Below are 19,432 nucleotides of genomic sequence, written 5' to 3'. Positions count from 1 at the left end.
TTATGTTAAGATTAGAAAATGTAAAAAAACATTATATTGTTAAAACATCTCCGCTTTCAAAGAGTCAGATTGTCAAAGCTGTCAATGGTGTGTCATTTGAAGTAGCTGAAAAGGAGTCTTTTGGTTTGATCGGTGAGTCTGGCAGTGGTAAATCAACCTTAGGTCATTTAATTACCAGATTGATACCATTAACAGAAGGTTCTATCTATTATAAAGAACATGATATATCTAATAGTAAGGGAAAAGACCTTCAATCTTTAAGAAAAGACATTCAAGTTATTTTACAGTCCGGTAAGGAAGTACTTGATCCTAAAATGACTGTAAGAGAACATTTAGAAGCTCCTTTAAGGGTTCATAACATATGTGATTATAAAGATTATGACAAACGTTTAAACGATCTCTTAAGTGATGTTGGATTGACTGCAGATGTTTTGGATAAGTTTCCACCTGCCTTATCGGGTGGTATGCTCCAGAGGGTGACCATAGCAAGGGTACTGGCCATTGAACCCAAATTGATTATATTAGATGAACCGGTGTCGGCACTTGATGTATCGATTCAAGGATTGATTATTAATCTATTAATGGATTTGAAGGACAAATATGGTTTTACCTATATCTTTATCACCCATAATCTCAAGGTTATTAAACATATCTGTTCAAGAATAGCTGTTATAAAAGATGGTGAGATTGTTGAAATTGGAAAGACTGAAGCCATTTTAAATGCGCCTCAGTCTGATTATGCAAAACTATTGGTTGCTTCTATTTTAAATCATCAAAAATGACGTGAAAGGATATTTTCGATTCTTTCTTTGGATGATACATACATACGAAGGTATTTCTGATAAAGGGCAACTTGCCCTTTTTTTGAGTAAAACTTTGACATGGATAAATAAAGCTTTGGTAGTGAAAGCATGACTCTATTGTCTTCTAAGTATTTTCTTGTTCTTTCATAGATTGCTTCAGCTTCTGTATACATATTCTTGTATTCAAATGCATGGGATAAATCTAGACAAGATTCAAGTAAATAAGAGGCTAGGTGATCTTCTTCAAGAATTTCAAAACCCATATCATAATTGATTTCAGCCACATCATAGGCATCGTTTAAGATATAATAAACCGCCCACAAGATTTTTAATGGACCTATAAACCACATGTCTCCAGTTCTTTCTACATGGGACTCAATGGATAAGAGGTCTTTTTCTACATCTGTAGAATACAACTTCATCTTATTAGATGCAGCATACATATGAAAGAAGGTATGTAAACTTGAGAAGCTGTAGGTATTAGAAATATTAAGTGCCTCTTGATAATACTGCATGGCAATATCATATTCCTCAAGATTGTGATGAATTCTAGCTATGTTGTTATAGATAGAGCAGATTTCTTCGTAAAGATGATTTTCTGTTGCAATATTTAAGGCGCGATTGCTGTACTCTAAAGCTTTCTCGAACTCGTGTGTAAATGAATAAATATAACCAAGTGACATATTGAGACGGGTCAGTGTAAGAACGTTTTCCTTTGAACACAAAGAAAAAGCCTTCTGGTAAGATTCTGCACATGACTTAAAATCATTGTTGTACAGATGGAAGACACCAATGTTGTAATAGGCTGTTGCCTGTTCATCTGAATGATCTAAGTCAATTGCAAGATGAAGTGCTTTCTCAGCCAAACTATTTGTTTTTTCAATATCTTTGAACATGTAGGCCCGTGCCAATTGGTTAAGTGTTCCCAAATGGTCAAAGACACTGGTATTGTTCAATTGCTTTTCTAGTATCTTTATCTTTCCTATCATAAGCCCTCTCTGAAATAATTATATCACTCTTCTCTCTTTCTTCAATAGAATCCAGAAAATAAGCCTGTATATTTAATCATGATCGTGCATTTTGATAGAAAATTCTGAAAATTTCATGTTTTGTGTAAAGTTTTACCACGAAACACACGATATATAAGTAAAGAGATGGTAAGAAGGTGATATGATGAAGATGAAGTTAAAAGATCCGGAAAAACTAAAAAGAGCTAGAAACCTAATTAATTTATTACTAGAAGGTATTAATCCACTAACGTTTGAACCAATTGAAGATGAGAGTTTTATTAATGATCCTAAAATGATTAGAATATTCTCTTACATTTCTTTAGTCTTAAATCAAGACTTAACGGAAGCACTTTTAGAGGATGAGGAGAAGGATGTTTTGAATAGTGACATTTTCACACAAAGAGTAGGTGATCAAAACAATCCAGACTATAAGAAGATTAACGAAAAGATTAAATCGTCTAAAATATCTTTGTTCAGTAAGCTATCTTCTGGAGATGAATTAAAGAAACTGGCAGAAGTACTTGAAAAAGAAACTTCAGGATAGAGCATGCTCTATCCTCTTTTTATGTATTCTAATAGGTTATCAATGGTATCTGGATGGCCAAGTATATAGCCATCGCAAGTATCAAACTCTATGTGATGGGCTTTTAAGCCTGCTTCATCAATGATTAGTAAGCCAGCTGCTAGTTCCCAAATTCTTTTGGTAAAAATGATATGGGCTTGAGATTTTCCTATGGCTACATATGAAAAATCAGAACTAGAAGCCCCGTATATTCTAATCTTCATCACATGGTCCATCAAGTCTGACATCATTTTTAACTGGATGGGTCTTGAGGATGGTTGAGATTTAGAGAAATCTCCAAAGGTGATGATAGATTTTGATAAAGGCATAGGACTTATATTTATCCTTTCATGGTTTAAAAAAGTACCATGTCCTTTTTTTGCATAAAGGATTTGATCTGATTCAGGAAAGTACATCATGCTCAGCTTAGCTTCCTTATTTTCATAAAGGGCTATCTGGATACCGTATTGAGGGATGCTCCTTGTAAAGTTAAGAGTACCATCTATGGGGTCAATAATCCATGTTGGTTCATGGGTCAAGTCCTCTTGGTTTTCTTCTTCAGATATAAATAGGTCATGAGGTCTTAACTTCTTGATTTCTTGAATGATCCATCTTTCTGCTTCTAAGTCTAAATTAGTTACGATGTCCTTATCTTTATAGGTTTCAGTAAAATCATTTTGAAGTATGTTTTTACCCACATGCTTAAGTATATTTTCTAGTTCTTTTATCATTTGAATTCCTTTCTCTTATCCTATTATAACACCTTGTTATTCTCCTGGAAATCTTATATGATAGTTTGGGAGGGAAGAATGAAGAAAGCGGATTATTGGATTAAAAATTTAGACATGGTATCACATCCAGAGGGTGGCTATTACCATGTAACATATGCATCACCTCATAGAATAGAGGCGGATGCCATCAATTCAGATTTTAAGGGCAGTCGTGCCTTGGCATCAAGCATTTACTTTTTAATAGAAGAAGGTAATGTTTCTAATTTCCATAGATTAAAGTCAGATGAAATATGGTACTTTCACGAGGGTGAACCATTAACGATTGCTATGATTCATAAAGATGGCACTTATGAAAGTGTAAGACTTGGCCTTGATATTGAAGAGGACGAAAGACCTCAGATCATCGTACCAGCTGGCACTATTTTTGGTTCCTATCCTGAAAAAGGTTATGCCCTGGTTTCGTGTATGGTTTCTTATGCATTTGAGTTTGAGGATTTTGAACTGTTTAGAAGACAAGACCTACTAGACCAGTATCCTCAACATGAAGATATCATCAAGCGCTTAACAAGAGGTTGACCTTATGATCAAACAGTTGATATATGGAAAGAGATATGAAAATTATTCTACAGAAAAACTGGTAGAAGAAAACTTAAAGAGGGCCCGTTATTTTGCGATTATAATATTTGCCTTAGAAGCATGTTTTTTACTGGCAAGTTTTGTACTTAAAGACCTATTTTCTCTTGAGAATTTGACATATTATAGGTTGCACTATTTTGTTCTTTTAAGTGGATCAGGACTTTTTTACCTGGTTTTCTATTACCTTTATAAAAAGAAAGCCTATGGTCTTAAAGGACAGATACTCTTGTATGTAGCACTCTTTTTTGCAATCGCATGGGGAGCATCCCTGTCTTTATTAGATGTTAAAGGACAATTTGGTATTACCGTTTATTTAACCTTTGTCTTTATATCATCTTTTGCCATTTTGAGTAGGCCGGATATTTCAGCACTTATTATGATTACTATACAGATTGTGTTTTGCTTCTTAATGCCAGATACAGCTCAAAAGTTCTCTTATCAGATAAACTCATCTGTCTTTGTTTTATTTGCTTGGTTTGCAGGCAGGTATCAGTATGAGCTTATTAATGAACGTTTCTTAAGAGATGATTTAATAGAAGAAAAAAATCGTGTCCTTGAAAATCAAAATAATGAACTGGCTAGATTGATGATGACCGATCATTTAACGGACATCTACAACCGTTACTCTTTAGATGACATTCTGGCAAAAAAGTGGATGGAGTCTTACATACACCAAACGCCGATCACTTGTTTCATGATCGATATAGATGACTTTAAGAAGTTAAACGATATGTATGGTCATGTTCAGGGGGATAGGTGTTTAAAAGAAGTGAGTAAAATCTTAAAAGATGTCTGTGATAGGGAAGAGGGGTATGCCTTTAGATATGGTGGCGATGAGTTTTGTTTACTCTTTTCTAATGCTGAATATCCAGAGCAAATAACCAATGAGATTTACTACTTAGTGGACCGCCTTACATTTAAAATTGATAAAAAGGATATTGGACTGAAACTGAGTATTGGTATGTTCCATGAAATACCAAAATCATCCGATGGACAGTGGATGTGTATTGAAGGGGCGGACAAGAGTCTGTATCAAAAAAAATCAAGTAGAAAAAGAAGAGCGACTGATTAACTTGCCGAGGCAAGTTTTTCTTTTTTTTCACTACAATTATGGTATAATAAACGGGATATAAAAAAAGGAGTTTATATGTTTTTAAAACAAAAAGTTGAAGAAAGGCCTGTTAACAAGGAACTGATTCTGGGAATTTTGTCAGTTATTCCAATATCGTTTCTGATATTTGGTATTATCATGAGTTTTTTCGAAACAGAAGTTTTAGCAGGTTATGTAAGGATTGCCAAGTCACCAACGATTCTTATTACAGATTTTCTAGAACTTGGTGGCCTGAGTGCGGCTTTCATAAATGCAGCCTTGATTGGTTTCTTTAATCTTTATTTACTGAAGAAATATAAGATGAAAATCAACGGCTTATTGATTGCAGCATTTCTAACATTACTGGGATTCTCATTCTTTGGTAAAAATATAGTTAATATCGTTCCGTTATACATCGGTGGCTTATTATACGCTAAGTTCCAAAAAATTCACATGAGAGACATCATTGTTGTGATTATGTTCTCAACTGGATTGTCACCCATCATCAGTGAGCTTATGTTCTCTGATATTATCTTAGCACCTTATAATATGTTTTTCGGATTTACAGTTGGTCTTTTGATCGGTTTTGTTATTGTACCTCTATCATCACATATGCTTAAGTTCCATGATGGTTATAACCTTTACAATATTGGTTTTACAGCAGGTATTGTTGGTACAGTCTTTACCAGTATCATCCGTGTTTTAGACAAGGAAGTAGAACCGGTTCGTATATTGTATGAATCGTTTGACAGTCATATAAAGGGCTTGTTGATACTTTTATTCTTGTTCTTTATTGGAGCGGGCTTATATATCAACAAACAAGGTCTAAAGCAATTGAAATCAACATTTAAGTACGCCGGTAGAACCGTAACAGACTTTACTTATTTGCTGGGCTATGGTGTAACTTTTGTAAATATGGGTATGATGGGAATATTCACAGTTATATTGGTTTCTGTCTTAGGTGGTATCGTTAACGGTCCTGTACTTGCAGCAATATTTACTGTTGTTGGATTTGCAGCCTTTGGTAAGCACTTTAAGAATTCCATACCAGTTATGCTGGGTGTTATTATCGCTGCTCTTTATTTGAAGATGGATTTATCTTCAACAGGTATTATTATTTCCATTTTGTTCTCGACTACAATAGCCCCTATAGCTGGTTCATATGGGCCATTTATCGGTATTTTAGCAGGTATTCTGCATTTGGCAGTCGTCACCAATATTGGTGTTATACATGGTGGTATAAACCTATACAACAATGGTTTTTCTGGTGGATTGGTAGCAGGTTTTCTTGTACCAATACTAGATGCGTTTAAGCGAGGAGATTGATTATGAGACACGAGATAAAAAAGATTTGCAAAATTGTCGACGAGCTGACAACATTGCTATTAAGAGATGATACTGATGAAGTTGATTTCAAAATAAAGAGATCAGGCAAACAAACAAAGATTTTCATTACAGATTATAATACAAGATACACACAAGAGGCTATTGAAGACTTAAGAATGTGTTTTAATGTTCAAAGACAACACGAAGTAGAAGAATATTATTGGCAACTAGTAGGAGAGTGTGATTGTGACTCTGAACTGACAGTTATAGGTGCCATGATAGATTCTGCAACAGTTGAAATTAAAGATGGCAATATGTATATTGTTTTAACAAGAGAAGCTTAAGAAAGGTCCCTAGTGGACCTTTTTATAATGAAAACCACCACTATGTTTAGTGGTGGTTTTTTAGGCTTTAAAGTATGAGAGAATCATATCTAAATGCAATCTAAGATCTTCTAGCTCAATTTGGTAAATATCCTTATATACTTCTTCCCTATGGTAATACTTCTGAAGGGTGCTGACAATAGGTATAAAAATCAGTCCCAATATCTTGTGGACTTGTAAATTGTGGCTCTTGATGCTGCCATCCTTAATGCCTTTAGAAACAATATTATAGAGCTGGCTTTCTTCTAGCTCTTTAATATTTGTTGCACTTAAAAATAAGGGTTGATATTTGAAGTTTGCATCAAACTCATAAGAGAATATGATGTGGTCTTTTTCGTTTTGTGCGAATACCCAAAATGAGTTCAGAAGGCTTTCTAGTTGATCAAAACCTGATAACTGGTCATCGTAAGCCATGTAAGTGCTTAAATCGCTGAACTTATATAGGATAATCTCAGTAGCAATCGCTTCAAGGTTTTTAAAGTGGTTGTAGATTGTCTTTCTATCTATCTGAGCTTCCTTAGCTATTAGGCTGATATTTATGTTTTTAATGCCTTTCTGAATGATTAATTGATGGGTTGTATTGATAATATGTTTTCTTTGTTTTTCTACTGTTGATGAACTTTTCATTTTTTTACTCCTCATATACATTATAACAGGTAATGGTGCATTATGATATTTTTTTCTACGCTGTGTAGAAAATTGTTGACATTTTTTCTACAGTGTGTAGAATTTTATTGAAGGGGGAATTACGAAAATGAAAAAATTCTTTTATAAGTCATACAAAAAAGATTCAAAAAAGCTACGAAAAGGTAGGATTATAGTAACGGTCATCTTAATAGTGGCTGTTATTAAACTGCTTATTACGGGCATTATCAACAGGCAAGGAAGGGATATAAGGTTGGAAACATCACAAGCCTACCTGGATAAGATTTCAAATGAGCAGATTGAACATCCTAAGAACATCATTTTGATTCTTGCAGATGATATGGGTTACGAAGACATTTCAGCTTTTGGCTCAGAATTGATTGATACACCCAATCTGGATCGACTGGCATCAGAAGGGACTGTCTTAAGTAACTATTATGCACCAGCTCCTAACTGTACACCATCAAGAGCGGGACTTTTGACAGGTAGATATCCTGTAAGGACGCATGCTGTGATTCCATTCGTAGATTCGAAGGATCCCATGTTTAAAGCTGCACATGCGATGATGAAAGTAACCAATACCTTATCTTATGGTATGGAAGAAATATCACCAGATGAGATTTTAATTAATGAAGCCCTTAATGCCTACAATTATAAAACTGCCTTGATTGGCAAGTGGCATCTTGGCTTTAAGGAAGGTATGAGACCTAATGATCATGGGTTTGACTACTTCTATGGTGCCTTATACAGTAACGATATTACACCTTATGAAATATACCGAAATGAGACGCTGGTCGTAGAAGCACCAGCAGATCAAGAAGTTTTAACAAGAGAACTTACAAAAGAAGCAGTCAATTTTATTAAAAATAGAGATGAAGAAAGTTTTTTCTTATATTATGCCTCACCATTTCCACATGATCCTGCACATGCTAGTGATGCTTTTAAAGGCACATCTGAAGCTGGTGTCTATGGTGATTGTGTTCAGGAGCTCGACTGGTCCATTGGAGAAATCATGAAAACCTTAGAGGATGAAGGTATATCAGATGACACTTTGGTTATTTTCACCAGTGACAATGGTCCATGGTTTGAAGGGGCTACAGGTGACAATAGGGGAAGAAAAAGCACTGGATTCAATGGTGGCTACAAGGTGCCTTTTATTGCATGGATGCCAGGAACAATATCAAGTGGTCAGTCTTTAGATGGTTTGGCATCTGGCATTGATGTTTATCCTACAATCATGGATTTACTTGATATTCCACTACCTGAGGATAGGCTTATTGATGGTATCAGCATGTTGGGCTATTTGAATGGATCTCAGTCAGAACATAGAGAGGAACTCTTTTTATTTAATGGTAAAAAACTGATGTCTCTAGTAACGAATGACTACAAGTACTGGCCAATAGGGAAGGACTTGACAGGTATGACAGCAGCGCCAGCAGCCAAAGGGGACTTCCTATTCGATATGAATCTTGATTCTAAAGAATCTTATAACATTGTTATGTATAATAGGGACTTGGCAGATGAGTTGAGATTAAAAATTGATGAAATGAACAAGTCATTGAAACTGAACTTGAGAGGATGGAGATAAGTGTCTGAGATTAGCCTATTAATTAAACCGTCATCTGATAAATGCAACATTTCATGTGATTACTGTTTCTACCATGATGTGTCTAAACACAGGCTTGACTGTCATGACTTTATGTCATTAGATGTCTTAGAAAAGACAATTCAAAGAACATTTGAGTATGCAGATCAGACTGTCAGCATAGCCTTTCAGGGAGGTGAACCGACGCTTGTCGGTTTAGATTTTTACAAGGAATTTATTGGCTATTTAGACAGCTACAATGCGAAGAACCTACCTGTCAACTTGTCTATTCAAACAAATGGTATTCTACTGGATGATGAATGGTGTGAATTTCTACATGAGGAGAACTTCCTTGTAGGTATTTCTCTTGACGGGATAAAAGAACTTCATAATTTGCATAGAAAAGATTGTCTAGGAAAAGACACTCACCATAAGGTTATGGAGGCAATCCGGACCTTAAAACGGCACCAGGTTGAATTTAATGTGCTAAAAGTTATCACCAAAGACACACTGCCTTTTGTAAAAGAAAATTATCAATTTCTTAAAGAGAATCAAATTAAGTATCTTCAGTTGATACCAGTACTTGATCAGATTTATCAAAGCTTTGGTCAAAATGATTATTCGTTGTCTGAAGATGACTATGGAAAGTATTTGTGTGATCTTTTTGATCTCTGGTATGTCGATTTTATAAAGGGAAGAGCAGTATCGGTCATTTACTTTGAAAATCTTATTAACAAAATTATGGGTAATCAAAATATTTCGTGTGGCATGAACGGTAGGTGTACCATTCAAATGGTCGTTGAGGCCAGTGGTCATATTTACCCATGTGATTTTTATGTAACTGATAGGTGGCAACTTGGCAATGTGTTTAATGATAGCATGCTTGATATTTTAAAGAGTAAACCATCACATGAATTTGTAAAGGAATCCTTTAACCATGCAAGCTGTTGTCAATCATGCAAGTGGCAAGCAATTTGTGAGGGGGGCTGTAAAAGGCACAGGCAGTTTGGTGAGTATCATTTAACGCGTAATTACTTCTGTGAGTCTTACAAGACCTTCTATTCATATGTTTATCCTAGGATGCTGGATATAGCCATAAAATTAAGTTAATCAGATCTATGTCACCCCACACTTTAAGTGTGGGTATTTTTTTTAGAATAAAAGTTTTCTAAAACTATTGAAATTATTATAAGATGGGTGTATATTTAAGATGAATTAGCACTCGACTAGTTAGAGTGCTAACAAAAGGAGTGATAGAATGAATACAAATAAAATGACTAAGAATACAATAGAAGCTTTAAATAGAGCTCAGTTTATTGCTTCAGAATATGGTAATGCGACAATTGATACCGATCATCTTTTATTAAGTACTTTAGAACCGGGCAGTCTTATAGTAGAACTACTCAATAAGATTAAGGTAGATGTGAACCTTTTTAAAGATCGATTGATAAATCAGATAGAAAGAAAATCAAAGGTACATGGTCAGGACCAAGTTTACTTATCAAGTGAAAGTCAGAAGGTCATGATGAAAGCAGAAAAGATAGCAGATAAGATGAAAGATGACTATGTCAGTTTAGAGCATGTCCTTTTAAGCATGTTGTCACATGGACCTTCACTAAAAAATATTTTTTCAGAATTTAATGTCACTGAGTCTAAGCTGATGGCTGCACTTAAAGAAATAAGAGGTCATCAGAGGGTAACATCAGATAATCCAGAACAGAATTACAATGTGCTCGAAAAATATGGTGATGATTTGGTTGAGCTCGCCAGACAAAACAAGCTAGACCCTGTCATCGGTAGAGATGATGAAATCAGACGTGTTGTAAGAATCTTATCTAGAAAAACTAAAAACAATCCAGTCTTGATTGGTGAACCTGGTGTTGGTAAAACAGCTATTGCAGAAGGTCTTGCCCATAGAATTATTAAAGGTGAAGTACCTGAAAGTCTTAAGCAAAAGAAAATATTTGCCTTAGACATGGGAGCTCTGGTTGCTGGTGCTAAGTTTAGAGGAGAATTCGAGGAACGCCTTAAGGCTGTCTTAGATGAAGTAAAGAAAAGTGATGGCAATATCATCATGTTTATAGATGAACTTCATACCATTGTAGGTGCAGGCAAAACAGATGGTGCCTTAGATGCAGGCAACATGCTTAAGCCCCTACTCGCTAGAGGAGAACTCTCTTGTATCGGCGCAACAACTTTAGGTGAATATAAAAAATATATAGAAAAGGATTCTGCCTTAGAACGTCGTTTTCAACCAGTTATGGTCTTAGAGCCAACAGTAGAAAACACCATCACCATCTTACGTGGCCTGAAAGAGCGCTACGAAGTTTTTCATGGTGTAAGAATCCATGACGATGCCATCGTCAACGCAGCAGTTTTATCAGACAGATATATATCAGATCGATTTTTACCTGACAAAGCCATAGACTTAATAGATGAAGCCTGTGCTCAGATTAAGACTGAGATTGAATCCATGCCAGAAGAGCTTGATGAAATTTCAAGAAAGATGATGACACTTGAAATTGAGATTGCAGCCTTAAAAAAGGAAAAGGACAAGCAATCTAAACAAAGAAGAGAAAATCTGACCAAAGACCTTTCTGATTTAAAGAATGACTTTGATGCCAAGATGGCAACCTACTTAAATGAAAAAGAAAGTGTTGATGAAATCAACCGACTTAAAGAAAAGCTTGAGAACCTCCAATATGAAATTGAGAAGGCAGAAAGAAATTATGATCTAAACAAGGCGGCTGAGCTTAAATATGGTCAATTACCAGTCTTGGAAAAAAGCTTGGAAGACTTACAGAATGCACCTAAGAACAATCAGCTTATTAGAGAAGCTGTTACTGTTGATGAAATAGCCGGTATTATTTCTAGGTGGACAGGCATTCCACTAAAAAAACTGATGGAAGGTGAAAGACAAAAGCTTTTAAATTTAGAAGCATCACTTCATAAAAGGGTTATTGGTCAAGAAGAAGCCGTATCCAAGGTGTCTGAAGCTATTTTGAGATCCCGTGCAGGGATTAAAGATCCTTCTAAGCCAATTGGTTCATTTCTTTTCTTAGGGCCTACTGGTGTTGGTAAAACTGAACTTGCTAAAACATTATCAGAAGAGCTCTTTGATTCAGAAGATAACATGATACGTATAGATATGTCAGAGTATATGGAAAGGCATGCTGTTGCAAGACTTATTGGTGCTCCTCCGGGGTATGTAGGCTTTGAAGAAGGTGGACAACTGACAGAAGCTGTTAGAAGAAAGCCTTATGCAGTTCTCTTGTTTGATGAAGTTGAAAAAGCCCATCCAGATGTCTTTAACGTCCTCTTGCAAGTTTTAGATGATGGTAGAATTACAGATGCACAAGGTCGAACAGTGGATTTTAAAAACACCATTATCATCATGACATCAAACATTGGATCAGATTTATTATTAGATAGAATTGATGAATCTGGCCTTATTGATGAGTCTTTAAGAAATGATATCCACCAAAGACTATTTTCATTCTTTAGACCAGAGTTTTTAAACAGATTGGATGAAATTGTACTTTATAAACCTCTGTTAGAAGAGGAAATGCTTGCAATTGTTGATCTTCTGATCAAAGATTTAGAGAAACGTTTATCTGATCAAAACATCAGCTTAGAACTCTCTTTAGATGCTAAGAAGACCATTGTTAAAGAGTCTTATGATGTGCATTTTGGTGCTAGACCATTAAAAAGATATCTTCAAAAACATGTAGAGAATCTTCTTGCAAGAGCCATTATTTCAGGTCAACTGCTTGAAAATGACCATGTTTTCATCGAAAGCGATGGACAGTCATTGTATATAAACCACTAATCAGGTCCTAGATTCATTCTAGGGCTTTTTTTTATGTTCCTTTTCAATGTATAATAGTATTGCACGTTTAGAATTGTTAAATATAGGTATATATTTATTGAGGTAGATTATATGAAGAAAATACTATTTATTATATTATTGAGCCTACTCCTACCATGTATGGTTTATGGTGATGTAGAACTAAGTGAAGAAGAGATAGAATGGTTAGAATCACATCCTGTCATAAGATTTGCAGGTGATCCTGCATGGCCTCCTATAGATTTCTTTGAGAGAGGTCAAAAAGGACTTGGCGTTGACTATCTAAAAGTCATACAAGATGCAGTTGATATAAAAATCGAATATGTTTATCTTGATACATGGGATCAAATTGTTGAAGCCATGAAGAAAAAGGAAGTAGATGTGATCTTGGGGTCTTACCATGCTTCTAGAGAAGAACATATGATATTCAGTCAGGAAATTTTAAGTTTACCTTATATATTTGTGACAAGGTCAGATTATGATGAAGACTTTGGCCTAAATGAGTTAAAAAACATGCGGGTTGCAACTGTAGAAGGCTGGCTTTTAAACGATGTCTTAAGAGAAAACCATCCAGGTATTGAGTTGGTACCATATCCATCAGTTGCTGATGCCTTAAGAGCGATATCATTTGGTGAAGAAGATGTATTAATTCAAGAGTTGGCTTCAGTGAGTTACGAAATTGAGACCAATAAGATTACTAATTTAAAATATAAACAAGAGTATCCACGCTCAGTAGATGTTAGATTTATCATAAGAGAAGATTATGAACCCCTTTTGTCGATTGTCGACAAGGTCATTGATGACATGTCATCAGATGAGAAAAAGACCATCTACAATAAATGGATCAGTCTTTCTATAACACCTTTTTATAAGAATCCAGTTTACTTAATGGTAATTCTGATGCTGGTATTTCTCATCATACTTTCGATTGTTTGGTTTAAACTGCTAAAAAGACAGATTGCCCTTAAAACACAGGAACTAAAGGTTGAGCTAGAACATAAAAACGTCATTCAAAAGCAGCTTGAAGAGGCCATTGAGCAGCAAAATGAAATGCAGCATGAAATGATTCGTCAAGAAAGAATGGCATCTTTGGGATCTATGGTTGCTGGCATATCTCATGAGGTTTCAAATCCTTTAGGGGTTTGTTTGACCACTAACTCAGCTTTCATGAGCAGACTCAACAAACTGAAGTATGCTTATGAAAAGGACAATCTTAAAAAGAATCAGTTCATTGAGTTTATTAGAGTTGCAGAAGATGCGGGCAAACTGACAGAAGTGAATCTTGAAAGGGCCATTCAGACAATCTCGAGTTTTAAGAATATGGCCATCCAGCAGATGCAGGACAATAAAGAACTTATAAACGTTCAATATTTCTTAGATGATATTGTTGAAACATTAAAGTATGAGCTTAAGAAGAACCACGTTGACATCAACATACTCTGTAGTGATAGTTTGATCATATTAGGTGATGTGGGTGCTTTTACACAGATATTCACCAACTTGATTTTAAACTCCATTATACATGGCTTTGTAGAAGACACTGACCATAAGATTGATATTAAGGCATCAATCATTGATCAGGTTATGATTATTGAGTATAGAGACAATGGTGTTGGCATACCTGAAGAAAATATTGACCAGGTTTTTAAGCTATTCTTTACAACTAAAAAAGACCAAGGCGGTAGCGGTATAGGCCTTCATATCGTTAGAAACCTCTTAAAAGAAAAGTTTGAAGGTGATATTACATGTTCTTACACAGAAGAACCTGGTGTCTTATTTACACTTCAAATTCCTATAAAAAATCATTAAGGTTCCCACATTGTGGGAATTTTCTTTTGTCTGAATTTTCTGAAATTACTTTCGGATTATCTTGTTTATTGTCGATAAAAAAAGGTATATATAATATATGTATACTGATATAGTACAGGGAGGCAGATATGAACTTAATCAGAAAATCGATAACATTGAAAATGACTTTGCTACTGGTTTTGGCTATCGTAGTAATATTTGGTGCTAGTGGATGGTGGATATTCTATTCTTCAAGCGAGGAGTTAACAGATAATATCCATACAAATATTATGGCAGATACAGAACTGAGTGTCTCAGCCATAACAAGGACTTTTGCACTTGCCGAACAAGTTGCAAAACAGGCAGCTCAGGATAGAAACATCAGAACCTACTTGGCTGAAGTTGATAGGTATGACCAGATTACGTCACATAGACTTTATGATGTAGTAGATGAAACCCTTGAATCATACAATGATTCTTATGAAAATTTACTATTTGTATGGATTGCCAATGACAGAGCCAATTTCTTCATTGACAACACACACTTTGTTTCCAATCCAGACTATCAGGCATCTTCTAGACCTTGGTATAGTCTTGCACTTAACGCTGATGGTGTAGCATTTACATCACCTTATGAGGATGTTGGTACAGGTGCAACTGTCGTATCAGCTATTACAGCTTTAAGAGATTCAGGCGGAAATGCTTTTGGTTTTCTGGCAGCTGACGTGGCTTTAGATGATATACCAAGAATTATGGAGCAGTTTAAGATTGGTGAAAAAGGCACCAACTTCCTAATCGGTAGAGATGGAGCACTTATTTATGCTGAAAATCTAACAGACCTTAAAGAAGATGGGATTAGCAATATCTCAGATTTAGGTTCTTTAGGAGCTATAGGGAATAAGGTCCTTAATGGCGAAACCAATATGGAAGAGATTGATTATAATGGTGAAGACTATTATGTAGCTTACGAGCCACTAACCATTAATGGTTGGGGTGTTATTCAGCTTGTTAACAAACATGAAGCGACAGAAGGCTTAAGATCCTTTACAAGTGTTGTTTTACTTCTATTCTTAATCGGCTCAGCAGCACTGATCACTTATATCATCATCAGTATCAGACAGTTGATGAAACCAGTTAAAGTTGCAACTGCATATGCTAAGCAACTGGGTTCTGGTGACCTTACAGGCGATATAGATTCTAAGTACTTAACCAGAATAGATGAGATTGGTGATCTTGCAAAAGCCTTTAGAGAACTTAATCAAAACTTCTCGGCTCTTGTATCAGAAATCATTGATTCTTCTAATCATGTTGCAAGTTCAAGTGAGCAGTTAAATGTCACAGCAGACCAAGTGGCGATTTCATCTGAGGATATGGCTAAGACCATTGAAGAGATTGCAAGAGGTGCTACTGACCAGGCAACCTCTACTGAAAAGGGTGCTGCTAAGGCCTTTGAACTTGGTGAGGTTATTGAAGACAATAAGAACCATATGCAAAATTTAAATGAGGCGTCTTCTAATATCGTTACAATGATTGGTGAAGGTTTAACCATTGTGAATGACCTTACTGATAAGACGCAAGAAACCAATAGAGCGGCTCAAGAAATCTTTGGTGTTATCACTAAGACGGATGAATCGACTTCTAAGATTGGTGAAGCATCTAATGTTATTGCATCTATTGCTGAACAGACCAACTTACTAGCTTTAAATGCAGCTATTGAGGCAGCAAGAGCAGGTGAAGCTGGTAAAGGCTTTGCAGTTGTTGCTGATGAAATCAGAAAACTTGCAGAGCAGTCTACAGCATCAACTAAGGACATTGATATCATTGTTCAAGAGTTAACTGAATCTTCAAAAATGGCCGTAGGTACTATCAACAAGGTCAATGAAATTGTTGCTGACCAAGTTAAAGCTGTTAGTGAAACAGAAGGCAAGTTTGTAGAGATTTCAAAAGCTGTTGATATTACAGTTGATGCCATTGATAATCTAAATGAATCTGAAAAGAGTATGGAAGTTCAGAAATCAGAAATCGTCGATACACTTCAGGGCTTATCTGCAATTGCTGAAGAAAATGCAGCATCTACAGAAGAAGCATCAGCTTCTGTAACAGAGCAGTCTGCTTCAATGAGACAAATTGTAGAAGCTTCAGGTGGCCTTGCTAAGCTTTCAGAAGAATTATCTAACAGTGTATCAAGATTCAAGGTTAGAAAGTAAGATATTTTCGTTCATAGAATGCAAACCGTTAAGAAAGATCCTAGTCAACTAGGATCTTTTTGAATGCCTTATTGCCCATTATTGCAACGACTAAATAAGAAAAGGCGAGTGATGCAAAAATAGCTGTTACTCCAAAGTACCTGTTTAAAATCACTGCCATAGGGACATAGATGACAAGCATCTGAATCAAGTTGAGTGATGCTGCCACGACTGGTTTATGTAAGGCATTTAGTGCCCCATTTAAGACCAGTATTATTCCTTGGAAACCATATGCCAAAGGTACAATTCTTAGGTAGAGAACAGCAATTTTAATAACTTGAGTATTGACTGTAAATAAACCAATCAGCCAAGGTCCTGCTATGAACAAGATCAGATAGAGACCAGCGTTAAAGCTTAACATAAACTTTCTAGAGATCCGGATGCCTTCTTTGATTCTATCAAAATCGCCTGCGCCAAAGTTTTGTCCTACAAATACCGGTATGACAGAAGCCAGTGCCTGGCTAATGGCCAAAGCAAAATATTCGACTCTTGTTGCTATACCATAGCCGGCTATGGCATCTAAGCCATAAGTGGAGATTAAGCCAGTGATGATACCAAGTCCAATTGGTAGAATCATTCTAGAGGCGGCATTGGGTAAAGCGATATAAAGTATCTTCTTCCAAATTGGAATAATGCTCTTGATTTTTATGATTTTAAAAGAAACCACTTTCTCACGATGTATAAGTATGTATAAGGCAGTTGAAAAAGTGATAGACCTTGAAAGAACAGTAGCAATTGCTGCACCTTTTACACCAAATGCAGGCACTGGACCTAGTCCAAAAATAAATATAGGATCCAAGATGATATTTGTAACCGCAGCAAGCATCATAACCATGCTGGGGACTTTTGTATCGCCAAGTGCTCTGATGATGCTGTTACCAATCATGGGGATGACCACAAAAGGGACCCCTAGATACCATATACTCATATAGTCTTTGATGTATGGAAAAACGCTTTGGTCTGCTCCAAGTAGACTAAAGACTGGCTTTATGGTAATAAGGCCTATAAAGGATGCTATAAGAGCAAAAGTGAAGCCTAATAATATACTGTAGCTAGAAAGCTCCTTAACAGCTTGGTGATCTTTTTGACCAAAAGCCTTTGAAATAATGGCTGAAGCACCTATACCCAAACCCAGATTCAAACTGTTTAAGAGTAGAACCACGGGAAAGGTAAATGTGAGCGCAGCCATTTGAGTTGTTCCAAGCTTACCAACAAAGTAGGTATCTGCCAAGTTAAATGCTACCAAACCTAAGATGCCCAAAATCATAGGGATGGTCAGTGAGACAAAATGCTCAGTGATATGTCCTTGTGTTAAATCTCTTCTAGCCATTTTCCTCCTTAACTGCAGATATAATGTTATCCTCCATTTGCTGGACGACCTTTAAAAATATCTGCATTTCTTCATCAGTAGTGCCTTGTCTAAAAAGCTTACTGAGTGTGTCGAGTCTTTTTCTTAATTCCTTGACAATCGCGGTACCCTTATCTGTTAAATAATTTCTTTTGACTCTTAAGTCATTTTCATCTGATTTCATGATTACCAAACCAAGTTCATTTAACTTTTTTAAAGCCCTATTGGTGTTGGCCTTATCGATAAGAACCAGATTAGAAAGGTCCTTTTGAGTGATACCTGGAAATTCTTCTATCTTTAATAAATAGATATATTGGCTAGAACCAAAACCCAGGTCTTTGCATAAGTGATTGATATATACGCATTGTGTTCTATAAATACTAGAAAAATACTTGCCTATAGATGGATTCATTATACCTCCTTTAGTTGTGCTCGCAACTATTATACTATTAGTTGCGAGCGCAATCAATATAAATATTAAAATTTAAAAAAGTCTATTATTTAGTTATAAACTAAATGTTATAGTGTAGGGGTGAGGAGTAATATGGAAAATAAAAAAGGTATATCATTAAATTACATAAGTATAGAGGAAAAGACCCTGTTTTTAGAAACAGACTTGATTTTTATCAAGGTGTTAGAAGGATCTGTTATTATTAGAAAAGATGCAGAACCCATGTGCATGCAGGTAGGGGATATTGTTGCCATACATGCAGGAACTGCCTTTCTATTAGAAAAGACTGAAGGCCATAATCTTGTGACTTTCCTAAGGCTTGATAGATACTTGATCAGACCCTTTGACAGGCATATTGGACCAAGACTTTATGTTGCAAACTCTCAAAAATATGAATCCGAATTTCCTGTTTTATACAAGAAGTTGCGATTAATATTAGAGAGTATTACACGTATTGGGGTATTTGAAAACGAAAGAAATCTCTATATACATTTAAAACAACTATTTAACTTACTAAACAATCATTTTAACTATGTTACCTGTGGCAGGCAACATGAAATGTTTACACCTAAGATGATTGCAAGGTACAGAAATATATATAAGTGTTATTTCAAGTCTACCAATCAGAGAAGTTTAAAGGAAATTAGCGAAGACTTGTCACTCAATTATGATTATCTTAGAAAAGATATTCAACAGAGATATGGACGGACTTACAATTATATGAAAGATTATGTACGTGTCAGCAAGTCGGTTAAGTACTTAACAGAAACCGATGTCTGTATCACCAAAATTTCAACATTGGTTGGCTTTTCGGATCATAAGTATATGGTTGACCGCTTTAAAAAATGGTTTGGCATGACGCCTTCAGAATTGAGAAAGACTTTTACAGAAAAAACACAAGCTCAGCTTAGCTGTCATAGCATCGTATAAAAACCTGCAATTTGCAGGTTTTTCACATTTAGAACACAGTTTGGACATAAA

General features: G+C 35.7%; 17 protein-coding genes. 12 read left to right on the top strand and 5 right to left on the bottom strand.

Going from position 1 to position 19,432, the window contains the following annotated elements; all coding sequences use genetic code 11:
- Nucleotides 1–2 precede the first annotated feature (2 nt).
- The gene (locus EZV73_RS00940) at nt 3–782 is read left to right on the top strand and encodes an ABC transporter ATP-binding protein (RefSeq protein ID WP_240837431.1); all 780 of its coding nucleotides are present in this window, start codon (nt 3–5) and stop codon (nt 780–782) included.
- Here EZV73_RS00940 and EZV73_RS00935 read toward each other — a convergent pair.
- Nucleotides 773–1,792: a tetratricopeptide repeat protein gene (locus EZV73_RS00935; protein ID WP_240837429.1), complete on the bottom strand. Its 1,020-nt coding sequence runs from the start codon at nt 1,790–1,792 to the stop codon at nt 773–775. The two genes, EZV73_RS00940 and EZV73_RS00935, sit on opposite strands and share 10 nt — an antisense overlap.
- 181 nt (nt 1,793–1,973) lie before the next feature.
- Here EZV73_RS00935 and EZV73_RS00930 point away from each other — a divergent pair, with 181 nt between their 5' ends.
- On the top strand, nt 1,974–2,357 hold the full coding sequence (locus EZV73_RS00930) for a hypothetical protein (protein WP_240837427.1): 384 nt from the start codon (nt 1,974–1,976) through the stop codon (nt 2,355–2,357).
- Nucleotides 2,358–2,365: 8 nt separating this feature from the next.
- Here EZV73_RS00930 and EZV73_RS00925 read toward each other — a convergent pair whose 3' ends face one another.
- Entirely contained in the window at nt 2,366–3,106 is a 741-nt protein-coding gene (locus tag EZV73_RS00925) for an inositol monophosphatase (protein ID WP_240837425.1), read from the bottom strand.
- 78 nt (nt 3,107–3,184) lie between these two features.
- On the opposite strand from EZV73_RS00925, the gene EZV73_RS00920 reads away from it, so the two are divergent.
- From EZV73_RS00920 to EZV73_RS00905, 4 genes are all read left to right on the top strand, one after another.
- Nucleotides 3,185–3,682, top strand: a complete 498-nt coding sequence (locus EZV73_RS00920; protein ID WP_240837423.1) for a cupin domain-containing protein — start codon at nt 3,185–3,187, stop codon at nt 3,680–3,682.
- A 4-nt stretch (nt 3,683–3,686) separates the two neighbouring features.
- Entirely contained in the window at nt 3,687–4,814 is a 1,128-nt protein-coding gene (locus tag EZV73_RS00915; RefSeq protein WP_240837421.1) for a GGDEF domain-containing protein, read from the top strand.
- Between the two features lie 75 nt (nt 4,815–4,889).
- A complete protein-coding gene (locus tag EZV73_RS00910; RefSeq protein WP_240837418.1) occupies nt 4,890–6,158 on the top strand; it encodes a DUF1576 domain-containing protein in 1,269 nt (422 codons plus the stop codon).
- Between the two features lie 2 nt (nt 6,159–6,160).
- Complete coding sequence (locus tag EZV73_RS00905) at nt 6,161–6,502, top strand: hypothetical protein (RefSeq protein WP_240837417.1); 342 nt, start codon at nt 6,161–6,163, stop codon at nt 6,500–6,502.
- Between the two features lie 60 nt (nt 6,503–6,562).
- Here the strand turns inward: EZV73_RS00905 and EZV73_RS00900 are convergent, their stop codons facing one another.
- On the bottom strand, nt 6,563–7,168 hold the full coding sequence (locus EZV73_RS00900) for a TetR/AcrR family transcriptional regulator (RefSeq protein ID WP_240837415.1): 606 nt from the start codon (nt 7,166–7,168) through the stop codon (nt 6,563–6,565).
- Between the two features lie 127 nt (nt 7,169–7,295).
- Between EZV73_RS00900 and EZV73_RS00895 the strand changes: the two genes are divergently transcribed.
- From EZV73_RS00895 to EZV73_RS00875, 5 genes are all read left to right on the top strand, one after another.
- Complete coding sequence (locus EZV73_RS00895) at nt 7,296–8,774, top strand: sulfatase-like hydrolase/transferase (protein ID WP_240837412.1); 1,479 nt, start codon at nt 7,296–7,298, stop codon at nt 8,772–8,774.
- Nucleotides 8,775–9,881, top strand: a complete 1,107-nt coding sequence (locus EZV73_RS00890; RefSeq protein WP_240837410.1) for an anaerobic sulfatase maturase — start codon at nt 8,775–8,777, stop codon at nt 9,879–9,881.
- A 148-nt stretch (nt 9,882–10,029) separates the two neighbouring features.
- Complete coding sequence (clpB, locus tag EZV73_RS00885; protein WP_240837408.1) at nt 10,030–12,600, top strand: ATP-dependent chaperone ClpB; 2,571 nt, start codon at nt 10,030–10,032, stop codon at nt 12,598–12,600.
- A 111-nt stretch (nt 12,601–12,711) separates the two neighbouring features.
- Nucleotides 12,712–14,427 (top strand): transporter substrate-binding domain-containing protein, encoded by a 1,716-nt coding sequence (locus tag EZV73_RS00880; protein ID WP_240837406.1) that lies wholly within the window; start codon nt 12,712–12,714, stop codon nt 14,425–14,427.
- Nucleotides 14,428–14,555: 128 nt separating this feature from the next.
- Nucleotides 14,556–16,613: a methyl-accepting chemotaxis protein gene (locus EZV73_RS00875; RefSeq protein WP_240837405.1), complete on the top strand. Its 2,058-nt coding sequence runs from the start codon at nt 14,556–14,558 to the stop codon at nt 16,611–16,613.
- Nucleotides 16,614–16,653: 40 nt separating this feature from the next.
- Here the strand turns inward: EZV73_RS00875 and EZV73_RS00870 are convergent, their stop codons facing one another.
- Together EZV73_RS00870 and EZV73_RS00865 are read right to left on the bottom strand one after the other, a co-directional pair.
- Entirely contained in the window at nt 16,654–17,982 is a 1,329-nt protein-coding gene (locus tag EZV73_RS00870) for an MATE family efflux transporter (RefSeq protein WP_240837402.1), read from the bottom strand.
- Nucleotides 17,975–18,412, bottom strand: a complete 438-nt coding sequence (locus EZV73_RS00865; protein WP_240837400.1) for a MarR family winged helix-turn-helix transcriptional regulator — start codon at nt 18,410–18,412, stop codon at nt 17,975–17,977. The genes EZV73_RS00870 and EZV73_RS00865 overlap by 8 nt, the downstream gene beginning before the upstream one ends.
- Nucleotides 18,413–18,544: 132 nt before the next feature.
- Here EZV73_RS00865 and EZV73_RS00860 point away from each other — a divergent pair, with 132 nt between their 5' ends.
- The gene (locus EZV73_RS00860; protein WP_240837398.1) at nt 18,545–19,381 is read left to right on the top strand and encodes an AraC family transcriptional regulator; all 837 of its coding nucleotides are present in this window, start codon (nt 18,545–18,547) and stop codon (nt 19,379–19,381) included.
- The last annotated feature ends 51 nt before the right edge of the window (nt 19,382–19,432 follow it).

The organism is Acidaminobacter sp. JC074, assembly GCF_022496765.1.
Lineage (GTDB): Bacteria > Bacillota > Clostridia > Peptostreptococcales > Acidaminobacteraceae > JABXKX01.
Note: the sequence above shows the minus strand (reverse complement) of the source record. Positions and strands in the feature narration are given on the sequence as shown.

Coding starts and splice junctions, on each gene's coding strand:
- EZV73_RS00925 (WP_240837425.1), bottom strand. CDS start 3,106: ATGATAAAAGAACTAGAAAATATACTTAAGCATGTGGGTAAAAACATA.
- EZV73_RS00920 (WP_240837423.1), top strand. CDS start 3,185: ATGAAGAAAGCGGATTATTGGATTAAAAATTTAGACATGGTATCACAT.
- EZV73_RS00860 (WP_240837398.1), top strand. CDS start 18,545: ATGGAAAATAAAAAAGGTATATCATTAAATTACATAAGTATAGAGGAA.
- EZV73_RS00940 (WP_240837431.1), top strand. CDS start 3: ATGTTAAGATTAGAAAATGTAAAAAAACATTATATTGTTAAAACATCT.
- EZV73_RS00915 (WP_240837421.1), top strand. CDS start 3,687: ATGATCAAACAGTTGATATATGGAAAGAGATATGAAAATTATTCTACA.
- clpB (WP_240837408.1), top strand. CDS start 10,030: ATGAATACAAATAAAATGACTAAGAATACAATAGAAGCTTTAAATAGA.
- EZV73_RS00900 (WP_240837415.1), bottom strand. CDS start 7,168: ATGAAAAGTTCATCAACAGTAGAAAAACAAAGAAAACATATTATCAAT.
- EZV73_RS00935 (WP_240837429.1), bottom strand. CDS start 1,792: ATGATAGGAAAGATAAAGATACTAGAAAAGCAATTGAACAATACCAGT.
- EZV73_RS00905 (WP_240837417.1), top strand. CDS start 6,161: ATGAGACACGAGATAAAAAAGATTTGCAAAATTGTCGACGAGCTGACA.
- EZV73_RS00875 (WP_240837405.1), top strand. CDS start 14,556: ATGAACTTAATCAGAAAATCGATAACATTGAAAATGACTTTGCTACTG.
- EZV73_RS00865 (WP_240837400.1), bottom strand. CDS start 18,412: ATGAATCCATCTATAGGCAAGTATTTTTCTAGTATTTATAGAACACAA.
- EZV73_RS00895 (WP_240837412.1), top strand. CDS start 7,296: ATGAAAAAATTCTTTTATAAGTCATACAAAAAAGATTCAAAAAAGCTA.
- EZV73_RS00880 (WP_240837406.1), top strand. CDS start 12,712: ATGAAGAAAATACTATTTATTATATTATTGAGCCTACTCCTACCATGT.
- EZV73_RS00910 (WP_240837418.1), top strand. CDS start 4,890: ATGTTTTTAAAACAAAAAGTTGAAGAAAGGCCTGTTAACAAGGAACTG.
- EZV73_RS00870 (WP_240837402.1), bottom strand. CDS start 17,982: ATGGCTAGAAGAGATTTAACACAAGGACATATCACTGAGCATTTTGTC.
- EZV73_RS00930 (WP_240837427.1), top strand. CDS start 1,974: ATGATGAAGATGAAGTTAAAAGATCCGGAAAAACTAAAAAGAGCTAGA.